Source organism: Actinosynnema mirum DSM 43827 (assembly GCF_000023245.1).
Classification (GTDB): Bacteria; Actinomycetota; Actinomycetes; order Mycobacteriales; family Pseudonocardiaceae; genus Actinosynnema; species Actinosynnema mirum.
Genome location: NC_013093.1, coordinates 4,271,204 through 4,290,492, shown reverse-complemented (window position 1 = coordinate 4,290,492; position 19,289 = coordinate 4,271,204). Strand labels below are relative to the sequence as shown.

Annotated in this window: 16 protein-coding genes and 2 pseudogenes; 13 read left to right on the top strand and 5 right to left on the bottom strand. The window is 71.5% G+C overall.

Annotated features, from left to right (window positions below; genetic code table 11):
- Positions 1-14: 14 nt before the first annotated feature.
- The 13 genes and pseudogenes from AMIR_RS18305 to AMIR_RS35890 all read left to right on the top strand — a co-directional run bounded on the left by AMIR_RS18305 (position 15) and on the right by AMIR_RS35890 (position 15,318).
- Complete coding sequence (locus AMIR_RS18305) at positions 15-1,022, top strand: TauD/TfdA family dioxygenase (protein ID WP_015802444.1); 1,008 nt, start codon at positions 15-17, stop codon at positions 1,020-1,022.
- 92 nt (positions 1,023-1,114) lie between these two features.
- Positions 1,115-1,315 (top strand): annotated as a pseudogene (locus AMIR_RS41985) (MbtH family protein); the annotation flags it as partial.
- A 406-nt stretch (positions 1,316-1,721) separates the two neighbouring features.
- On the top strand, positions 1,722-2,864 hold the full coding sequence (locus AMIR_RS18295) for a glycosyltransferase family 9 protein (protein WP_015802442.1): 1,143 nt from the start codon (positions 1,722-1,724) through the stop codon (positions 2,862-2,864).
- Complete coding sequence (locus AMIR_RS18290) at positions 2,861-4,486, top strand: carbamoyltransferase C-terminal domain-containing protein (RefSeq protein ID WP_015802441.1); 1,626 nt, start codon at positions 2,861-2,863, stop codon at positions 4,484-4,486. Before AMIR_RS18295 ends, AMIR_RS18290 begins: the two co-directional genes overlap by 4 nt.
- A 28-nt stretch (positions 4,487-4,514) precedes the next feature.
- Entirely contained in the window at positions 4,515-5,981 is a 1,467-nt protein-coding gene (rfaE2, locus tag AMIR_RS18285; RefSeq protein ID WP_015802440.1) for a D-glycero-beta-D-manno-heptose 1-phosphate adenylyltransferase, read from the top strand.
- Between the two features lie 101 nt (positions 5,982-6,082).
- On the top strand, positions 6,083-6,931 hold the full coding sequence (locus AMIR_RS18280; RefSeq protein ID WP_222840681.1) for an aspartyl/asparaginyl beta-hydroxylase domain-containing protein: 849 nt from the start codon (positions 6,083-6,085) through the stop codon (positions 6,929-6,931).
- Positions 6,928-8,781, top strand: a complete 1,854-nt coding sequence (locus AMIR_RS18275) for an ABC transporter ATP-binding protein (RefSeq protein ID WP_015802438.1) — start codon at positions 6,928-6,930, stop codon at positions 8,779-8,781. Before AMIR_RS18280 ends, AMIR_RS18275 begins: the two co-directional genes overlap by 4 nt.
- Positions 8,771-9,370, top strand: a complete 600-nt coding sequence (locus AMIR_RS40390) for an ankyrin repeat domain-containing protein (protein ID WP_015802437.1) — start codon at positions 8,771-8,773, stop codon at positions 9,368-9,370. Before AMIR_RS18275 ends, AMIR_RS40390 begins: the two co-directional genes overlap by 11 nt.
- Positions 9,367-10,335 carry an aspartyl/asparaginyl beta-hydroxylase domain-containing protein gene (locus AMIR_RS18265; RefSeq protein WP_015802436.1) on the top strand — a complete coding sequence of 323 codons (969 nt, stop codon included), beginning with the start codon at positions 9,367-9,369 and terminating at the stop codon, positions 10,333-10,335. The genes AMIR_RS40390 and AMIR_RS18265 overlap by 4 nt, the downstream gene beginning before the upstream one ends.
- Positions 10,336-10,405: 70 nt before the next feature.
- A complete protein-coding gene (ccrA, locus tag AMIR_RS18260; RefSeq protein WP_015802435.1) occupies positions 10,406-11,761 on the top strand; it encodes a crotonyl-CoA carboxylase/reductase in 1,356 nt (451 codons plus the stop codon).
- 58 nt (positions 11,762-11,819) lie between these two features.
- Entirely contained in the window at positions 11,820-12,698 is an 879-nt protein-coding gene (locus AMIR_RS35895; protein ID WP_015802434.1) for a GNAT family N-acetyltransferase, read from the top strand.
- A gap of 80 nt (positions 12,699-12,778) precedes the next feature.
- Positions 12,779-14,023, top strand: coding sequence for a cytochrome P450 (locus AMIR_RS18245; protein WP_015802433.1), 1,245 nt, complete (start codon positions 12,779-12,781; stop codon positions 14,021-14,023).
- Between the two features lie 128 nt (positions 14,024-14,151).
- Positions 14,152-15,318 (top strand): glycosyltransferase family 4 protein, encoded by a 1,167-nt coding sequence (locus tag AMIR_RS35890; protein ID WP_015802432.1) that lies wholly within the window; start codon positions 14,152-14,154, stop codon positions 15,316-15,318.
- Between the two features lie 26 nt (positions 15,319-15,344).
- Here the strand turns inward: AMIR_RS35890 and AMIR_RS38230 are convergent.
- The 5 genes and pseudogenes from AMIR_RS38230 to AMIR_RS18220 form a co-directional block, all read right to left on the bottom strand.
- A pseudogene (locus AMIR_RS38230) lies at positions 15,345-15,515 on the bottom strand (transposase); the annotation flags it as partial.
- A 375-nt stretch (positions 15,516-15,890) separates the two neighbouring features.
- A complete protein-coding gene (locus AMIR_RS39285) occupies positions 15,891-16,076 on the bottom strand; it encodes a hypothetical protein (protein WP_143760768.1) in 186 nt (61 codons plus the stop codon).
- 771 nt (positions 16,077-16,847) lie between these two features.
- Positions 16,848-17,627 (bottom strand): IS5-like element ISAmi2 family transposase, encoded by a 780-nt coding sequence (locus tag AMIR_RS18230; RefSeq protein ID WP_041836501.1) that lies wholly within the window; start codon positions 17,625-17,627, stop codon positions 16,848-16,850.
- Between the two features lie 114 nt (positions 17,628-17,741).
- Complete coding sequence (locus tag AMIR_RS18225; protein ID WP_143760766.1) at positions 17,742-18,863, bottom strand: hypothetical protein; 1,122 nt, start codon at positions 18,861-18,863, stop codon at positions 17,742-17,744.
- Between the two features lie 65 nt (positions 18,864-18,928).
- Positions 18,929-19,249 (bottom strand): hypothetical protein, encoded by a 321-nt coding sequence (locus AMIR_RS18220; protein ID WP_015802430.1) that lies wholly within the window; start codon positions 19,247-19,249, stop codon positions 18,929-18,931.
- Between the last annotated feature and the right edge of the window lie 40 nt (positions 19,250-19,289).

Below are 19,289 nucleotides of genomic sequence, written 5' to 3'. Positions count from 1 at the left end.
GTGGGCGGCGACGCGTGTCGGCCGACCCCGGCGACTGGGCGCGCCCGATCGGGCCGCCGGAGGGCGCCACCCTCCCGCTGCGCGTGGTCGCCACCGAACCGGGGGTGGACCTCGCCCGCTGGGCCGGTGACCAGGCGGACCGCGTGCGGTCCTGGCTCGACCTGCACGGCGCGGTGCTGCTCCGGGGCTTCGGCGTCGACCTCGACGGCTTCCCGGCGGTCGTCCAGGCGTTCGTCGGCGCGCCGAGCCCGTACGTGCAGCGCTCCTCACCGCGCACCGAGATCGGCAACCGGATCTACACCGCCACCGACCACCCCGCTGACCAGACCATCCTGATGCACTCCGAGAACTCCTATCAGCGGGACTTCCCCGGACGGCTGGTGTTCTGCTGCCTGCGTCCACCGGCGACAGGCGGCGCGACGCCGGTGGCGGACACCCGTCGGGTGCTCGCCAGGATCGCCCCCGACCTGGTGGCCCGGTTCGCCGAGCACGGCGTGCGCTACGTGCGCAACTACGGCACCGGTCTGGGCATGTCCTGGCAGGAGGCGTTCCAGACCGGGAAGCGCGCCCACGTCGAGCAGTACTGCCGGGAGCAGGACGTCGACTTCGAGTGGACCGGTCCGGACCGGCTGCGCACCAGCCAGGTCCGGCCCGCGCTCGCGGCGCACCCCCGCACCGGCGAGCCGGTGTGGTTCAACCACTCCGTTTTCTTCCACCCCGGCAGCCTGCCCGAGCAGGTGCGCGCCCAGGTCGGCAGGCGGCTCACCGACGACGACCTGCCTGCCACCACCTGCTTCGGGGACGGCTCGCCCATCCCCGAGGACGCGCTGAGGCGCCTGCGGGCGGCCTACGAGGCCGAGCGGGTCTCGGTGCCCTGGGAGCCCGGCGACGTCCTGGTGGTGGACAACCTGCTGGCCGCGCACGGCCGGGAGCCCTACACGGGCGAGCGCCGGGTCGTGGTCGGCATGGGCGACCCGCTCACCTGGGACGCGGTGCGGTGGAACGCACCGGTGCCCCCGTGAACGCCCCACCTCCTGCTGCCTGACCTGGGCGCGCACCACCCCGGAAACCCCTTCCACCACACGATCACAGGAGCTGCACCGTGACCAATCCCGTGGACGACACCACCGACGACCGCACCTTCCACGTCGTCGTGAACGACGAGGAGCAGTACTCGATCTGGCCCGCCGACCAGGACCTCCCCGCCGGCTGGACCGCCGAGGGCAAGTCCGGCAGCCGCGAGGAGTGCCTGGCCCACGTCGACGAGGTGTGGACCGACATGCGGCCGCTGAGCCTGCGGCGATTCATGGACGAGCACCAGGGGGGACTGACCGACGAGATCGTGGAGGACCCGTACGAGGGCGTCCCGACCCTGGTGGAGCGGCTCTCCGCCGGGCAGCACGCGGTCGAGGTCTCGCTGCGCCCGGAGCGCACGGCCGCCGCTCTCGGCGAGGCGGTCGAGCGCGGGTTCGTCTTCGTCAAGTTCACCGGCACCGACGGCGGCACCGAGCTGGGGGTGGAGCTGGTCCCCGAGGACTGCGCGCTCTCCGGCGCGGACTTCGCCTCGGCGACCGGGGAGATCCGCCTGAGCGGGGTGCTGGAACTGGACTTCACCCCGGTCACCTGCACCGCCTCGATCGACCTGTCCACCCTGGCCGGGCACGGGACCCTGGCCGTTCGTGGGGCATGACCACGAGCGGAGCGCGATCGAGGGAGGCCCGATGACGCTCGTGTCCGAGGTGCACGTGTTCGCGCGGCTCGTCGCGCCGGGCCTTGGCGATCTCGTCCAGCGCAACATCGGGCTGGCCCTGCTGCGCCGGGCCTACCCGGAGGCGCGCATCACCGTGGTGACGGGACGCGGTGTGGCGACCCGGTTCGCGGAGTTCTTCGAGCGGCACAGTCACGCCGCGGCCGTACTGCCCTGCCCCGATCCGGGGGAGGCGGACGCGGATGACCGGGCGCGCTTCCTCGACGACCTCGCCGGGCTGGGAGCCCAGGTGTGTTTCGTCGACCCGGACAGCAGGGGGCTGGGCGCGAAGGAGGCCAGGCGGGCCGGGATCCCGGTCCGCTACGGCCTGCCCGGGCCCGACGTGGGGGAGGGCGACCTCACACACCCGCTCCGGTTGCCCTCTCCGCTGTTCGGCGGGGCCGACCTGTTCGACCACGCCACGGCGCTCGCGAAGGCGCTCGGCCTGCCGGGGAGGCTCCGCGCGCACGAGGTGGTGCCCGCGTTCCCGCGCAGCGCCACACCGCCGCGGGCACTCGTCGCGGGCTCGCCGGGGGTCGCCTTCCACCCCGGCGGCGCACCCCAGTGGAACCGGCGCTGGCCGCTCGACAAGTACGCCGAGCTGTGCCTGCTCGTGGCCCGGCGCACCGGGGCCACCTGCTACCTGCTCGGCGGACAGGCGGAGCGCCCCGACCTGCTCCGCCTGGCCGCGGCGGTCACGGCGTCGCAGCCGAGGGCGCGGGTCGAGGTGGTCGCGGGTGGCAGCCTCGACGAGGCGGCGAACCTGCTGGCCGAGGTGGACCTGCTGGTCGGGAACGACTCGTCGCTGGCACACGTGGCCGCCGCCGTGGGCACCCCGACCGTGGTCGTCTACGGCCCCACCGGAACCGAGTTCCTCTGGGCGCGGGTGTACCAGGGGCACACCGGGGTCTCCCTGCGCTACCCCTGCCAGTCGGTCACCAACCCGGCGGACGACCTCTCCGGCCGGACCTGCGCCCACCACTGCTCCACCCCCTACACGTCACCGGACGGGACCTATCCGAAGTGCCTGAGCGACCTCACCGTCGAGCGGGTCTGGGACGTGGTGGCCCGGCGGCTCGGCGAGCCCCGAGAACGCAGAATCGAGGTCCTACCGTGAACAGCGGCCCCCCCGACTCGGTCCGCACCATCCTGGCGGTCAACTTCAACCACGACGGCGCGGCCGTCCTGCTCCACGAGGGTGCGGTGGCGGGCTTCGTCACCACGGAGCGGCTCTCCAGGCTCAAGAAGCACCCTGGCCTGCGGGAGGTCGACCTGGTCGAACTGCTCGACCAGGCGGGGCTCTCGCTGTCCGACGTGGACCACGTGCTGCTGTGCAACCTGCACAACATGGACTCGCCGGACGTGGCGCTGCTGCACGGGTCCGACCTCAAGGAGACCTGGTTCGAGTTCTGGGTGGACCAGCGCAACGCGCGGGTCGGCATCGGCGGCAGGCTGATCCCGTGCACGGTCAACCCGGAGCACCACCTGCTGCACGCCGCCGCGAGCTTCTACACCTCGCCGTTCGACACCGCGGTGTCGGTGGCCATCGACCCCGTCGGCTGCCGCGCCTACCTGGGGCGGGACAACCGGCTTCGGCCGGTGCGCGCCGACTTCGACAGCTGGTTCATCGCCAACGTCGGCTACACCTACGCGGCCGAGGCGATGTTCGGCTCCAGCCTCGTCGGCGCGGGAAAGGTCATGGGGCTGGCGCCGTACGGCGCGACCGGTGAACCGGATGGGGTCGACCTCACCGGGATCACCCGGTTCGAGGAGCTGGTCGCCCTGGCGGACCGCGACCCCGTGCCGATCGAGGTCGGTGGCCGGAAGCTCAACGCACGCCTGGCGCACTACGTCCAGCGCGGCCTGGACATCCAGCTGGTGGAGCTGTTCGCGCAGCTTGGCCCGATCGCCGCGCGGGCAGGCATCGCGCCGAACCTGTGCCTGTCCGGCGGCACCTCGCTGAACGTGATCGGCACGGAGCCCGCGTTCGCCGCCTCGGAGTTCGAGCGGATCCACTTTCACCCCGCCTGCGGCGACGACGGGACCGCGCTCGGCGCCGCCCTCTGGTACTGGCACCACGTCCTCGGCCACCCGAGGCGGACGCACTCGAACGCCGAGCTGATGTACTCGGTCCGGGAGTACCCGGAGCACGTCGTGCGCCGCGCGCTGGACGAGCACCGCGACCGGCTGTCGGTGGAGGTCGTCGACGACCGCGCGGCCCGCGCGGCGGAGCTGATCGCCGGTGGCGCGGTCGTCGGCTGGTTCGACGGCGCATCGGAGATCGGGCCCCGCGCCCTCGGGCACCGCAGCATCCTGGCCGACCCGCGCAGCCCCACCATGCGGGACCGGCTCAACTCGGAGATCAAGCTGCGGGAGCACTTCCGCCCGTTCGCGCCGTCGGTGCGCGGCGAGCGCGCCGCCGAGTGGTTCGGCCTGTCCGACAGCCCGTTCATGCTCCGCGCCGCCCCGGTGCTCAAACCAGGCGTGCCCGCGGTGACGCACGTGGACGGGACCGCGCGCCTGCAGACGGTGCGTCGGGAGGACAACCCCGCCTACTACGACCTGCTCCGCGCCTTCGAGGACCGCACCGGGGTGCCCATGGTGCTGAACACGAGTCTGAACACCAAGGGCGAGCCGATCGTCGAGACCCCGCGCGACGCCGTGCGGACCTTCCTGGACGCGCGCCTGGACCACCTCGTCCTGCCGAACGCGGTCGTCAGCCACCGGGGCGCCCCGTGATCGACGTCGAGGGGCGGGTGAGCGCGTCATGAGCGGCGATCTGCTCGGCCTGCTGTCCGGGATCAGGGGGCTGCGGGTGCTGGTCGTCGGCGACGCGATCGTGGACAGGTACCTCACGGGCACCCCGATCGGGCTGTCCAGGGAGGCCCCGGTCCCCGTGCTCGACCTGACCGGCGATCACGACCAGTGCGGCGGCGCGGCGAACGTGGCGGCCAACCTCCGCGCGCTCGGCGCCGATCCGACCCTGCTCGCGGTGGTCGGCGCCGATCCCGCCGGGCGGCGGTTGCACGCGGCCATGGCCGCCGCCGGGGTCGGCGCCGATCACCTGGTGGTCGACGAGAGTCGGTCGACGGTGGTCAAGCGCCGAGTGCTGGCCCGCGAGCAGATGCTGCTGCGGCTGGACGAGGGCAGCAGGGAGCGGATCGCCTCGGCCACGGCCGCCGAGCTGGCTCGGCGGTTGGCCGACCAGCTCCGCCGGTGCGACGTGGTGATCGCCTGCGACTACGGCTACGGCACGTTCACCGGCCCCGTCGTCGCGACGCTGGCCCACTCCGCCGGGCGCCCGCTGTTCGTCGTGGACTCCAGGGCTCCCGGCCGCTTCCGGTCGCTTCGCCCGGACGTGGTCAAGCCGAACTACGCCGAGGCCGCCGCGCTCCTTGGCGAGCCCTCGCTGGACACCTCCGGCGACCGGGTGGGCCAGGTCGTGGAGCACCGAGCCCGCCTGCTGGAGCGCACCGGTGCCGGACTCGTCGCGGTCACCCTGGACCGGGACGGCGCCGTGGTGCTGCAAGCGGGCAGGCCGAGCCTGCGGACCTGCGCGACCGTTCGCGAAGCCGAGACGACCGTCGGCGCGGGGGACACCTTCACCGCCGCGTTCGCGCTGGCGCTGGCCTCGGGAGCCGAACCCGCCTCCTCCGCCGAGTTCGCCTCCGCGGCCGCGGGAACCGTGGTGCGCAAACCGGGAACGGCGATCTGCGACCCGGCGGAGCTGCGGCGGAGGCTGGGTGGCACCGGCAAGATCCTGCCGGGCGACGAGCTGCCCTCGTGGCTGACCGACGTCGCGGGCCGCGGCTGTCAGGTCGTGTTCACCAACGGCTGCTTCGACATCCTGCACGACGGCCACGTCTCCCTGCTCAGCCGCGCGAAGGGCCTCGGCGAGCTGCTCGTCGTGGGGGTGAACGCCGACGAGAGCGTCCGCAGGCTCAAGGGCCCGTCCCGGCCGGTGGTCCCACTGGGCGAGCGGATGCGGGTCCTGGCCGCGCTGGGGTGCGTCGACGTCGTGGTCCCGTTCCACGCCGACAGCCCCGTGGAGCTGATCGAGCGGCTGCGACCGGACGTCTACGCCAAGGGCGACGACTACACCCTCCAGGACCTGCCGGAGGCCTCGCTCGTCGAGCGGCTCGGCGGTCGCGTCGAGCTGCTGCGCACGGTCGACGGCCGATCCACCACCAAGATCATTCGAGACATCCACGCGCTGTCGGGCGAGAGGCGATGAGCCCGCTCGGGACGGGAAAGGGGCACGGACTGATGGAGACGACGACGGTAACCGGGCGAGCGGAGCGTGCGCGGCAGCGCTACTCCGACCTCATTACCGCCTTGCTCGCGGATGGCGACGAGGCCGCCGCGCGGGCCTGCGCGGAGCTTGCCGTCGCCCAAGGCGTCTGGCGCCACCCGGACCAGCGCCCGACCCACTACGTGCCTTCGCTGCCACCGATCCCGGTGTACGACCCGGCGCGCTACTGGTTCACCGACTACCTGCGCGAGAGCTACCCCCGCATCCGCGCCGAGCTGGACTCGGTCACCGACCCGGCCGTGCGCGGCTTCCTGCCGGTGGAGGAGTCGCTGCTCGGCGAAGGCCGGTGGGACCAGGTGACCTTCTACGACACGGGGCAGCGCTTCGACGACGCCTGCGCCCGGTTCCCGGTCACCGCCGGCGTGATCGAGGGCATCCCCGAAGCCAGCAGCGGCGGGCCGGGGGTGGTCACGCTCTCCTGGCTTCACCCCGGAACGCACATCCTCCCGCACTGCGGCGGTTCCAACGCCCGGCAGCGGGTCCACCTCGGGCTCGTCGTCCCGGAAGGGCCCCGGATGCGGGTCGGCGACCAGGTCCTGCGCTGGAAGGAGGGCGACTGCCTGGTCTTCGACGACTCCTTCGAGCACGAGGTGTGGCACGAGGGCAGCGAGCCCAGGGTCGTGCTGCTCATGGACGTCTCGCACGCCGACCTGGACGACAGCGTCCGGGACTGGATCCTCTCCGCCCGATCCGCGTTCAACGAGCGCATCCGCGCGTACATGGAGGAACGCGGCATCGCCCGCGCCGAGATGGTCGACGGCGTGCTCCAGCTCGTCGCGGACGGCGGCGCCACCAGCCTCTTCACCCGGCACCTGCGCGAGGTCGACGCGTCGGCGGTTGAGCTCAGGGACGGGAAGGTCAGCTACGAGTGACCACTCCCACCGCCACCGCCACCAGCGCGGACCGGTCGTCCCGGTCCGGCTGGTCGCAGCTCGCCGCCCTGCTGCGCCTCGGTCCAGGGCTGCGGCTCGCCCTGCCCGGCCTGCTGGTGCTGGACCTGCTGTCCTACACCACCGTCCTGGTCCAACCCCAGGCGGTGAAGTGGCTGCTCGACTCGGTGTCGACCGGCGCCGACTTCACCCCCGCGCTGCTGCTGCTCGCTGCGGTGTCCGCGTGCTCCACGACCCTGGTCGTGGTGAGCAGCCACCAGATGGGCAAGCTCGGGCAGCGCGTGGTGCTCGGCGCGCGGTCGGGCATGATCGGTGCGCTGCTGCGGGCCCGCGTCACCACCGTGCTGCGCATGCCGGTCGGCGACGTGCTCTCCAGGGTGGGCAGTGACACCACCCTGCTCCAGCAAACGCTGTCCGAAGCGCTGGTCCGCGGCGCGGTCGCCCCCTTCGTCCTGCTCGCGACCGTCGTGCTGATGGCGCTGACCGACCTGACGATGGTGCTCGTCCTGCTGGCCGTCGTGGTGGTGGGCGTCGGTGTGGAGCGGCTGGTCCTGCGCGGGCTCTCCAGGGCGACCGAGGCCGGCCAGGCACGCGTCGGCGACATGCTCAGTGGGCTGCAGCGGGTCCTCGTCGCCTTCCGCACCGTCAAGGCGTTCGGCGCCGAGGAGCGCGAGGCGGACCGGGTCGTCGGGCAGGCGGAGGCGGCCTACCGGCAGGCGGTGCGGGCGGCGGGCTGGAAAGCGGTCATCGACGGCACCGGCTGGGGTCTCGTCGAGATCATGTTCCTCGCCTCGCTCGGCATGGGCGCCGCGAAGATCTCGTCAGGCGAGATGTCGGTCAGCGACCTCGTCGCGTTCATGCTCTACGTCACCACCCTGCGCACGCCGGTGGCGGTGCTCACGAACGCCGCGAGCGCCGTCACGACGGGCCTGGCCGCGCTGGCGCGGGTGGAGGAGATCCGGACCATCCCCGCCGAGCAGGACGACCACCACCCGGCGGATCCGCGGCCGCCCGTCCCCGCCGACGACCGCACCTCGCTCGGGATCGTGCTCGACCAGGTCTGGGCGGGGTACGGGGACCAGCCGGTGCTCAAAGGCGTCTCGCTGAGCCTCCCGCGCGGGCTGACCGTGCTCACCGGCCCGTCGGGGATCGGCAAGACCACGGTCCTGAACCTGGTCGAGCGGTTCCTGGAGGTCCAGCGGGGACGTCTGCTGCTCGACGGGGTCGACATCACCGCGCTGCGCCGGGACGAGCTCCGAGGCCGCCTGGCCTACGTCGAGCAAGACGCGCCCCTGCTCGGTGCGAACATCCGCGAGTCCGTCCGCTACGGCGCGCACCGCGCGGACGACGCCGAGCTGATCGCCGCCCTGGACTCGGTGGGGCTCGGCGACTGGGTCAGATCCCTGCCCGACGGCCTGGAGACCGCCATCGGGGAACGCGCCGTCGCGATCTCCGGCGGGCAGCGGCAGCGGCTCGCGGTGGCCAGGGCCCTGTTGCGCCGTGCCGACGTGCTCCTGCTCGACGAGGCCACCTCACAGCTCGACGCGGACAACGAGCAGACGCTGCTGCGCACTCTGGTCGACCAGTCCAGGGCCCGCACCGTGCTGCTGGTCAGCCACCGCGTGTCCGCAGCCGCCCAGGCGGACCTGGTGGTCCTGCTCGACGAGAACGGGGTCAGGGCCGTGGGACGACACGCAGATCTGCTGCGCTCGGACGCGCTCTACCACCGGCTGGCGACGACGGGCGCGGCATCACCGGTGGAGGGGACACCCGCGCACGGGGACTGGCACGACGGCGAACACACCGATTCGAGGAGTTCTCATGGCAGTTGAGCAGCGGAAGGGCGACGCGCTGATCGAGGCGTGCCGCACCGGCGACAGCCGGGCGGTTCGGGAGCTGGCGCCGACGCCCGAGGACCTCGCGGCGCGGGACGAGCACGGGTGGAGCCCCCTGGACTGGGCGGCGGGCGGCGGTGACCCGGTGACCACCTCCGTCCTCCTCGACGCGGGAGCCGACCCGACGGCCGTCACCGGGGACGGGCGGACGCCCTACGAGATCGCCCTGGCCGCAGGGCGCCGGGAGGTGGCCGGGATGTTGCGCGAGCACGCCGGGCAGCAGCCAGGCGGCTGGGCGCCCTACTGCCGCGCATACCCGCTCAGCGCGCTGCGCGCCTACCGGGGATGGCCCTCGGAGGCGGAGAAGAGCGCGCGGGGCGGGCCACCGGACGGGGAAGCCATCGGCTACGTGCACGACGACTTCACCGTCACCACCTCGATGTGGCCCGGCGAGGACGTGCTCCTGGCGGAGGTCACCCCCGAGTGGAAGCGCTTCTGCTCGCGGGAGCTGGGCTTCGCGGTCCCCGACGACCTCGACCTCATCCCGGCCGCGAGCGGGCGCACCGACGAGCGGGAGGCGCGATGACCACCTCGACGAGTCAGGGGCCGAGCGCTTCCAGCGCGATCGGTGCGCGCGCCTACCTGGTGCAGATGGCGCGCCGCCACTACACCGGTCTGATCGACGCCTGGCACTACGCGGGCGACGCCGAGAAGGCGATGGCGTGCGCGGAAGCGGCGGTTCGGCAGGGCGTCTGGGAGCACCCGCTGCAGCGGGCCAGGGAGTACGTCCCAGGGCTCACCGCGCAGCCGCTGCATGACCCCGGGCAGTTCTGGTTCACCTCCTACCTGGAGGAGGGCTACCCGCAGATCCGGGCGGAGATCGAGCAGGTGATCGGCGCCGCGCTCGACCCGGTCGTGCCCACCACCGACGACGCGGGCCTGATCCGCAAGGGGGACTGGAAGCAGGCGTACCTGTACCGGGACGGCCGCTTCCAGGCCCGGAACTGCGCGCGGTTCCCCGTCACCATGGGGATCCTGGAGAAGATCCCGGACGTCACGGTGCTCAGCCCAGGGGTGATCTCGGTGTCCAGGATCTCGCCCGGCACGCACATCATGCCGCACTGCGGAGCCACGAACGCGCTGCTCCGCATCCACCTGCCGATCAAGGTCCCCGCCGGGGTCGGAATCCGGGTCGGTGACCGGGAGACGCGGTGGGAGGAGGGTAAGTGCCTGGTCTTCGACGACTCCTTCGAGCACGAGGTGTGGCACCGGGGCAGCGAGGACCGGGTCGTGCTGATCGTCGACGTGCTGCACCCCGAGCTGAAGGGCGACCACCGGGAGCGCCTGCTGCGGCACCGGCACAACTTCGAGGAGCAGATCCTCTCCTTCATGCGTGACCGCGGCCTGCGGCAGGTGCGCGTCCAGGACGGCGAGGTCCAGCTCACCCCGGACGACTCCGTCCGTCAGCTGGTCGAGACCTACCTTTCGGACACCGGCATCACCGGGGTCGAGCTGGACGGCGACGGGGTGCGGTGGGAACGCCGGGACTGAGCGCCGGGACCGCGAGGGCGGCGGTCCCGGCCCCGACTCGACTGTCAGGTCGCGACGAAGGAGGAACGGCATGAACTCGTTGTCCGACGCTGTGCTCGCGGGCGCCGGGGAGGAGGAGATCGAGCGCTCCCCGCTGCCGGGGGAGTACGTCGCCGCGCATCTGCGCGCGGAGGACGCCGCGATGTTCCAGGGCGTGGCGGACAAGGACGTGCGCAAGGCGCTGCACGTGGGTGCCGTGCCGATGCCCGAACTGGCGCCGGACGAGGTGGTCGTGGCGGTGATGGCCAGCTCGGTCAACTACAACACCGTGTGGTCGGCGATGTTCGAGCCGATTCCCACATTCCGCTTCCTGCGGCAGTTCGCGGCCCAGGGCGGCTGGGCCCGGCGGCACGACCTGCCCCGCCACGTGGTGGGCTCGGACGCCGCGGGCGTGGTGGTCCGGGTGGGCTCCGGGGTGCGGCGGTGGCGTGCGGGCGACCACGTGGTGGTCAACCCCGCCTACGTCGACGAGCAGGAGGCCGGCTCGCACGACGACGGCATGCTCGGCGACGAGATGCGTGCGTGGGGCTTCGAGACGAACTTCGGCGGGCTCGCCGAGTACGCGCTGGTGCGGGCCAGCCAGTTGGTGCCCAAACCCACGCACCTGACGTGGGAGGAGGCCGCGTGCAGCCCGTTGTGCGCGGGCACCGCCTACCGCATGCTCGTGGGCGACCACGGGGCCAGGATGAAGCAGGGCGACGCCGTGCTGATCTGGGGCGCGGCCGGTGGTCTCGGCGCTTACGCGGTCCAGTTCGTGAAGAACGGCGGCGGCATCCCGATCGGCGTCGTCGGGTCCTCCGGCAAGGCCGAGGCCCTGCGCAAGCTCGGGTGCGACGTCGTGGTGGACCGCCGCGAGATCGGCCTGGACGACACCACGGGCGACGACCCGGCCAGGGTGCTCGCGGTCGGCAAGCGGCTCGGCGCCGAGATCCGCCGCCGGATCGGCCGGGACCCCGACATCGTCTTCGAGCACGTGGGACGGGCGACGTTCGGCGTCTCGGTGTTCGTCGTGCGGCGCGGTGGCACCGTCGTCACGTGCGGGTCCAGTTCCGGCTACCAGCACACGTTCGACAACCGGTACCTGTGGATGAGGCTGAAGAAGGTCGTCGGCAGCCACGCGATGAACCTCCAGGAGCAGGTGGAGACCAACCGGCTCATCGCGAGCGGCGCCGTGTCCCCGACCATGTCCGCCGTCTACCCGCTGGCCGAGGTCGGCGAAGCCGCCCGGCTCGTCCAGACCAACGGCCACCTGGGGAAGGTGGCAGTCCTGTGCCTGGCTCCCGAGCGTGGGCTGGGCGTCACCGACCCGGCCCTGCGCGCGCGGATCGGCGAGGATCGGATCAACCCGCTGCTGACCGCGGCGCAGGCGCGGGGTGGGACGTCGTGAACCGGGCTGGGCGCGGGGCGGCGCCGATCCTCCCTGTGGCCGCAGGGAACGGAGAACCATGGACCTGAGGACTTCCCGGCTCGAGTTGCTTCCGCTCGACCCGGACGAGCACGCCGAGGCGCTGCACGCGGTGTACGGCGACCCTGCGGTGATGCGCTGGTGGACCTGCCCCGAGCGGGCGTCGGTGGAGCGGACGCGCCAGCTCCTCACCGAGGAGCTGGCGGGGCCCGGTGCCCTGCTCTGGGCCGTGCGACGTGCCGAGGACGGCGCGGTCATCGGCGTGACCGGGCTGCTCGGCGGCGTGGCCCTGCCCGGCCTGACCTGGATCCTGGCCCGGCGGGCCTGGGGACGCGGGTTCGCCGCCGAGGCGGCCGCCGCCGTCGTCGACCACGCCTTCCGGCACGTCGGGCACGACCGGGTCGAGGCGTGGGTCGAGTCGACCAACACCCGCTCGATCGCGGTGTGCCGCAAGGTCGGCCTCACCGAGCGCGGCAGGTTCGTCCAGCGGTACGGGCACCGGGACCGGCCGCACGAGATGATCGTGCTCGGCAGGGCGGGCACACCGGACCCGGTCTCCGTGGTCCACCTCCAGCCGGTGGTCCAGGTGGTCGACGTGGCGGCGACCGCTGCGCTGCTGGTCGCCGTTCTGGGCGCCAGGGTGTCGTTCATCGCGGGCGAGCCCGCGCACGTGGCCGGGATCGTCCTCGGCCCGTGGAGCACCGGGCCCGGCCTGCGCCTGGTCCGGCCTCCCCGTGGGGAGTGCGCCCCGGTGGAGCTCGTCCTCGACGTCGGCCCCGGCTTCGTCGGGCTGCGCGAGTCGGCGCTGGCCTCCGGGGTGGCTGGGGTGGAGCCGATCGTCGACCAGCCGTGGGGCAGGCGCGAGTTCGCGCTCCGCCTGCCGGAGGGGCACCGGGTCGTGCTGAGCACGCCGAGCTGAGCGCCCGTCCCCGCACCACCCCAACCGTTCCCCCTCCGACGACCGAGGACCCGGCCACGCCGGGTCGGACAGGAGAGGCCATGACCACGGCCGAGTGGCAGCACGACGCGGAGGAGATCATGCACCCGCGGCTGCCCGCCGAGCTGATCGAGCGCGACAGCCGAAGCCCGTTCGACCCGGCCTCCGGGCTGACCGCGCTGAGCGGGCAGGGGCCGGTCCACCGGGTCGGGCGCGCCGATGACCCCGTGTGGCTCGTCACCGGGCACGAGGAGGCCAGGACGGTGCTCGCGGAGCCGAGGATGAGCGCCGACCGGATCAACAGCCCCCGAGCCAGGTCGCTCGTCTCGCCCGAGCTGCACGCCAGGATGTTCCCCCCTGAGCGCCAGGCCGGGTCGTTCGTGTTCATGGACGCCCCCGAGCACACCCGCTTCCGCCGCGCGCTCGCGGGCCAGTTCACCATGCGGCGCATGCGCGACCTGACGCCGCGCATCCACGAGATCGTCACCACCCGGCTCGACGCGGTGGTCGAGAAGGGCCCACCTGCCGACCTGGTCCCCGACTTCGCGGTGCCGCTGCCGTCGCTCGCGATCGGCGAACTGCTGGGCGTCGCCCCTGGCGACCGCGACGAGTTCCAGCGCCGCACGGCCGCGCTGCTCCACCGCGATGCCCCGGTTGAGGAGCAGATCGGGAACTCCTCGGAGTTGAACCGCTTCATGCAGTCGCTCGTCCGCGCGAAGAAGCGCGATCCGGGGGACGACGTGCTGTCCGGCCTGGCGCGCGACACCGACCTCACCAGAAACGAGCTGGCCGGCGTCGCGAACCTGCTGCTCATCGCGGGCCACTCGACGACCGCGAACATGCTGGCGCTCGGCGCGTTCGCGCTGCTGGAGCACCCGGAGGAGCTCGCGAAGCTGCGGGACGCCCCCGAGCTGGTCGAGAACGCGGTCGAGGAGCTGCTGCGCTACCTGTCGATCATCAACATGGGCATCGCGCGGCACGCGAAGGAGGACGTCGTCGTCGGCGGTGCCACCATCCGCGCGGGCGAGACGGTCGTCGTCGCGGCGCCTGCGGTGAACCGCGACGGGGACAGGCACGACGATCCGCACCGACTGCGGGTCGACCGGCCCCGCAGCCACCACGTCGCGTTCGGGCACGGCGTCCACCAGTGCCTGGGGCAGCAGTTGGCCCGCGTGGTCATGACCGTCGGCTTCGCCGAGCTGCTGCGCAGGCTGCCGACGCTGCAGCTCGCCGTGCCCCTGGAGGAGGTGGCGGTGTGGACCGAGATGTCGGTCTACGGCGTGCGCGACCTGCAGGTCAGGTGGTGACCGCGGTGGTCCAGCCGCCGTCCCCGCCACGCACGGGAAGTGCTGGTTCTCCTCGCTGATTCACCGACGAGTTCACCTGTTCTCCGGACCCGTTCTGCGGGTTCGACCATCGTTGAGGGGTTGGGTCAATGCGTTTCCTGGTGGTTACCGGCACACGACCTTGGCAGGCCACGGGCGGCGCCCTGCGAATCAGGGCGACCTCCCAAGCGCTCGCCGAGCTCGGCGCCGTCGACCTGATCGTGTTCCGCTTCAAGGACGCGCCGCCGGTCGAGGACGATCCGCCGACCGGCCCGTTCCACAAGGTGCTCGCCCTGGACGATGCCTACGACACGCCTCGGAACAGGGCTGCGCTGGAGGAAGCCCTTCCGGGGTGGTTGGACGACGAGCCTTACGACATGGTGTGGTACGACCGGGAGCGCTTGTGGCAGATCGCGGGAGGTCTGACGAGCGGGAAGTCCGTGGTGGATGTGGACGACCTCGAAGACGTGATCCTGGAGCGCTGGTCGGAGCTGGGCAAGAGTCCGGACAGGCGCGACTTGGACCCGGAGGGCATCGCGAGGCAGCGGCAGGAGGCCGCCCTCGTCGGGGCCGGGCACGCCGAGGTGGCGGCCGCCGCGGACGCGGTGGTGCTCACCAGCGATTCGGACGCGGCCAGGCTGGCGTTCGGTAACAGCACGGTCATTCCCAACACCTACCTGCACGACGATGAGACCGGTCAAGCGGCAGTCGACCGGGTGCACGGGGTGGGCGACACCATCCTCTTCCAAGGATGGCTCCAGTGGCCGCCGAACGAGGACGCGGCGATCTGGTTCGCGACGGACGTCCTGCCGCGCGTCCGGGCCCAGCACCCCCAGGCGCGGCTGCTCCTGGTCGGAAAGCCCTCGCAGGACGTGGTGGACCTGGGGTCGCTACCGGGTGTGGAGGTGGTCGGCGAGGTGCCGCACATGCGGCCCTACCTGGACCGCGCACACGTGGTGGTCGCCCCGCTGCGCGTGGGCGGAGGCACCCGCATCAAGATCCTGGAGGGGTTCGCCAGCGGGATTCCGGTCGTCTCGACGACCGTGGGATGCGAGGGCCTGGGGGGAGAGGACGCGGTGCACCTGCGGATCGAGGACGACAGCGAGGCTTTCGCGGACGCGGTGGCGCGGCTGCTGCGGGACGGGGACGCGCGGCGCTCCCTGGCCGAGCGCGCAAGAGCCCTGTACGAGCAGCGGTACACCCCGCAGGCCGTGAACGAGGCGGTGCACCGACTCGTCGAGCAAGTGACGTCGCAAGCTGCGCAGCCGGAGGGCTGACCGAGGCGCCCCGCCTGACCAGGAGATCAGTTCAGAGTGAGGTTTCGGAGGTAGGTGATCGAGCAAGCCAGGGACAGGACGGCCTGGTGGATGTCGGCGCGTCGTTCGGTGCGGACGCGGAGCCTGCGGAAGTTCTTGAGCCAGGCGAAAGTGCGTTCGACAGGTCAGCGGGCGACACCGAGACCGGAGCCGTGGTCGGCGTGGAGTCGCCGCACGCCCCCAGTGGGAGATCGCCGGACAGAAGGTTCCTGGTCCGGCCAAGCTGGTCCGCAAATTCGTCAAGGAGCACGGCCTGCGGGGACGGAGGGTGTCACTGCGACATGTTGTCGCTGATGTCCCACCCCAACCTCGACGCCGTGGTCGCAGCCGTGCTCGAGCCCGTCCACCAGGATGGTTTCTGTTCAACGCGGCGTCCACAGCGCGGCTTCGTCACCAGAGCGCACAGTGGCAAGCCGGTGGGCGAGTTGCGTGGGAGGCGCCCTGGTCGGCGTTGTCCGCGTGGCGGATGAAGGACCCCAGGGTTGTGCAGGTCGCGGATGGCGCGCAGCACCGGGTAGCCCCGTACCAGGTGCTCACGTCGTGGCTGTAGGCGTTGGCGAAGGCATCCAGTTGTTCGGAGGGCCCAACCGGGCGTTGCCGTGGATGTGGCCGACCCCGAGGGGGACGTCGAGTTCGATGTAGTCGTCGAGGAGTTCCTGGGTGTGGGTGAGCAGCCAGTCGCGGTCGGCTTTGGTTAGCGCGTTGGTGCTGGCGCGCACGGTCTGGGTGAAGTGGGCCAGCGGGCGGTGCTCGGGTAGTTCGAGCCCGCGTGCGTGCCCACTCGGATCGGCTGGCCGAGCCAGCGGGTGACGGCTGCGGTGCGCTCGGCCGCCGCTACCGCGTCGGAGCCAGTGGCGACGCGGGCCACGGCATGCTCGGCGGGTAGGTGGAACACCGCGGCGCCGTGCTCGCGCAGCAGGCGCATCCCGCGCGGGGACAAGCCAGCGGTGGTCGCGGCGAGTTCATGGCGCTCTGCTTGTTCGTGCAAAGCACAGGACGGTAACCGGTGCGGGCTGCGCCTTCGGGATCAGGCCTTCTGCCGTGGGCGCGGCCCGGTCTTGTGCTGGCGGGGCTCACGCCTGCTTGGTCACCTCGAAGAGATCGTTGAAGGTGAGCGGGGCGAAGGCGAACAGTGTGCCCGCGATGAACGTGAGGTCAGGCTGTTGGACGCCGTTGCGGACCGTGTCGAGAGTCGCATCGGGCTCCTTCGGCTTCGACTGTTGTCGATCTTTGCCTACGGTCCGATGATCGCCACTCCGAGCACGGGTGCCTCGCTGACCTGGAGGAGTTCCGCGCTGAGTTGCCGGCTGGACGCTATGAGCCTCTGGGTGTTCCTGACGGTGCGCTGACTGCGGACATCACCGCCTTTGCCCCGAACTCGTGCTGCGCATCCCCTCGGCCTGCGGAATCTGGCGTGTACCGCATTTGGTCTGGTTCTGCCCCAGGTGTGGCTCACGGCGGAGCTGGTGGGAGGCCTGAGTGAGCCTTTTTCATCCTGTGGTGGCCTCGTAGTTCTGTAGGACGTGGATGGCTTTGGCCAGTCGGCCGGCGCGGCGGGGGCAGCAGCGGAGTTTGCGGAGGATGCGCCAGGTCTTGAGCTGGGCGTTGGCGCGTTCGCCGGGGCCGCGCAGGCGGGCATGGGCGCGGTTGGCGTCCTTCTGTGATTCAGGTTTGTTGCGGCCCTTGTAAGGGGTGATCACGTGGCGGTCGGTCGGGTCGTAGGCGTGGTAGCCCTTGTCGCCCAGGGCGATCAGCCCGGCGTGGCGCAGGGCGGCGAGGATGTTCCAGATCCGGGCGGCGGCGGTGTCGTGGGTGCTGCCGGGCAAGTCGCCGGACACCCACAGGATCGTGCCGTCCGGGGACGCGATCACCTGCAGGTTCACTCCATGGATCTTGTGCTTGCCGGAGTAGAAGGGGCGGTCGGCGGCGATCCGGTCGATCGGGATGAGCGTGCCGTCGATCACCACGTGGGCCATGCCCTGGCGTTTCGCCTTGCGCAGCGCTTCTCGGAGCTTCGGGGACCGCTGGGCGAGCAGTTCGACGGTCTCGTTGACATAGCGCCAGCAGGTGGAGGTCGAGACCGCGAACCCGGCGGCGAGATCGGCGAAGGTCTCGCCTTTGCGCAGGTACACCAGCACCAGCAGGGCTTGTTGTCCTGGGTTGAGCTTGCGCCACACCGATCCGAGCTGCTTGCGGTGGGCGCGGACCAGCCCGGACACGAAGGTCAGGGTCTGATGTGACAACGGCAGCGCGGCACGGTAGAACAGCACGTGAAGCCCCTGGCGGTGCAGAACTTTCTTGGTCGATAGCTCTGCTACCAGGGGCTTCGCCATGTCCGGGCGGAGCCACGCCGATGCTCATCAACCTGTGATCAGCAAGAAGCACTACACGGCAACGCATCCAGCCCAGGATGAAAAGGGCTCAGTGCAGGCGCAGGGCAAAACTGCGCCCCATTTGAAGTAGGGGTGTGGGGCCAGGATGCCTTGGGAGACCAAGGTGTCGGTGATGTTCGTGGCGGCCTTCGTGGTGATCTTGTGCTGTTCGCTGATCCAGCGGTTGTTCAGCACCGGTGTGGTGGTTAGTGCTGCGATGACCTCCAGAATGTGTCCGGTGTGCCCGCGGGCGGTGGTGAGCAGGTGTGTGCGCAGTGCCGTCAGGCGGTCGATCAGCGTGATCTCCGCGTGGCAGGCGTTGACGATGCTGTGGGCGAAGTGGGACACCAGCGGGTCGGCGCTGTCGGTCTGGGTTGTGGTGTGCAGCGCGGCCAGGTAGTCGGTGGGGTGCGCGGTGATCGCGGTGACCAGGGGCAACCAGACGTCTCGCAGTGCGCCTACTGCCGCCAGCATCGCAGGAAGCCTGTCGAATGCCGGAGCGGTTCCCCTTCTCAGCATTCGCAAGTGCCACAGCGCGGTCTGCGCGCTTCGCGGCATGGTGCCGCCTAGTTCTGACAACCACCTTGGGCACTCGCCCATAACGGCGTCCAGGTAGGGGCGCACCATGGGCACGGTGGCGATTCGTGTTGTGCTGCCGGGCAACTGAGTCTGCCAGACCTCGCGCAACGACACGTGGATCCCGTGCAGGTGTGCCAACTGCTGCACCTCGCGCAGGCGGACCGCATGTCCCCAGCCCTTGCCCAACGGGGAGCGGTGCGCCACCTCGTCCAACCGGCCCAGCGCTTCCTGCGCCCGGCACAGCGCCAGCAAGGTCTCCGGGCTCAACGGGTGGGTCTTCCAGGGCGAGGAACTTCGTCGCTCGGCGAGGTTCGATGTCGCATCAATGAAACTCGTGGCTGGGGCCGGGGGATGTCGGCTGCGGCCAATGCTCGGTAGGTAGTGGGCTGCCGACCCAGGTCTTCCTGCTGCTGCCAGTGCTTCGCCGATGAGATGGGGGCTGTGAAGGGGAGCGTGGTCGAGTTGGGTCATCACGTGGTCGAGCACGCGGTGCCATTGACCGGTTTCCCGCAGTGGCCGCAGCACGTGGTCCTCGATGAGCTCGTCTGCGGTCATCGGGTCTCGGGACGGACTGCGCGGGTGCCGGGTGGCTGGAAGCAGGGAAGCCCGCCGTCCGGTGGTCACGCGGGTTTGGCGTCCAGCCAGACCACGTGGGCCCTGACCTGGTTGTCGCCCGTGCCTGCGGCCAGCACGGCGACAGCCTGGTCCGCGCTGGCAGAGGTCATCCGCTCGGTGCCATCGGGGTTGACCAGTTCGGCGCGCCCCTGGAACGCCATGCCGTAGGCCGCCACCTCGGCGTCCCGGCATGGGACCTGCTCGTAGACGATGGCGAACAGGCGAGGCATCTCGTCGGCGGCGACGTCCCGCACGAGTTCGACGAACTCCTCTGCGGTGTAGGACGAGCTCCGTGCTTCGTCAACGCTGTCCGTTGGGCTGTCCATGGCTTCTCCGTCTGTCTGGCTGCCGGTCTGGTCGGTGGCT

Coding starts and splice junctions, on each gene's coding strand:
- AMIR_RS35890 (WP_015802432.1), top strand. CDS start 14,152: ATGCGTTTCCTGGTGGTTACCGGCACACGACCTTGGCAGGCCACGGGC.
- AMIR_RS18265 (WP_015802436.1), top strand. CDS start 9,367: ATGACCACCTCGACGAGTCAGGGGCCGAGCGCTTCCAGCGCGATCGGT.
- AMIR_RS18225 (WP_143760766.1), bottom strand. CDS start 18,863: ATGACCGCAGACGAGCTCATCGAGGACCACGTGCTGCGGCCACTGCGG.
- AMIR_RS18245 (WP_015802433.1), top strand. CDS start 12,779: ATGACCACGGCCGAGTGGCAGCACGACGCGGAGGAGATCATGCACCCG.
- AMIR_RS18220 (WP_015802430.1), bottom strand. CDS start 19,249: ATGGACAGCCCAACGGACAGCGTTGACGAAGCACGGAGCTCGTCCTAC.
- rfaE2 (WP_015802440.1), top strand. CDS start 4,515: ATGAGCGGCGATCTGCTCGGCCTGCTGTCCGGGATCAGGGGGCTGCGG.
- AMIR_RS35895 (WP_015802434.1), top strand. CDS start 11,820: ATGGACCTGAGGACTTCCCGGCTCGAGTTGCTTCCGCTCGACCCGGAC.
- AMIR_RS18295 (WP_015802442.1), top strand. CDS start 1,722: ATGACGCTCGTGTCCGAGGTGCACGTGTTCGCGCGGCTCGTCGCGCCG.
- ccrA (WP_015802435.1), top strand. CDS start 10,406: ATGAACTCGTTGTCCGACGCTGTGCTCGCGGGCGCCGGGGAGGAGGAG.
- AMIR_RS40390 (WP_015802437.1), top strand. CDS start 8,771: ATGGCAGTTGAGCAGCGGAAGGGCGACGCGCTGATCGAGGCGTGCCGC.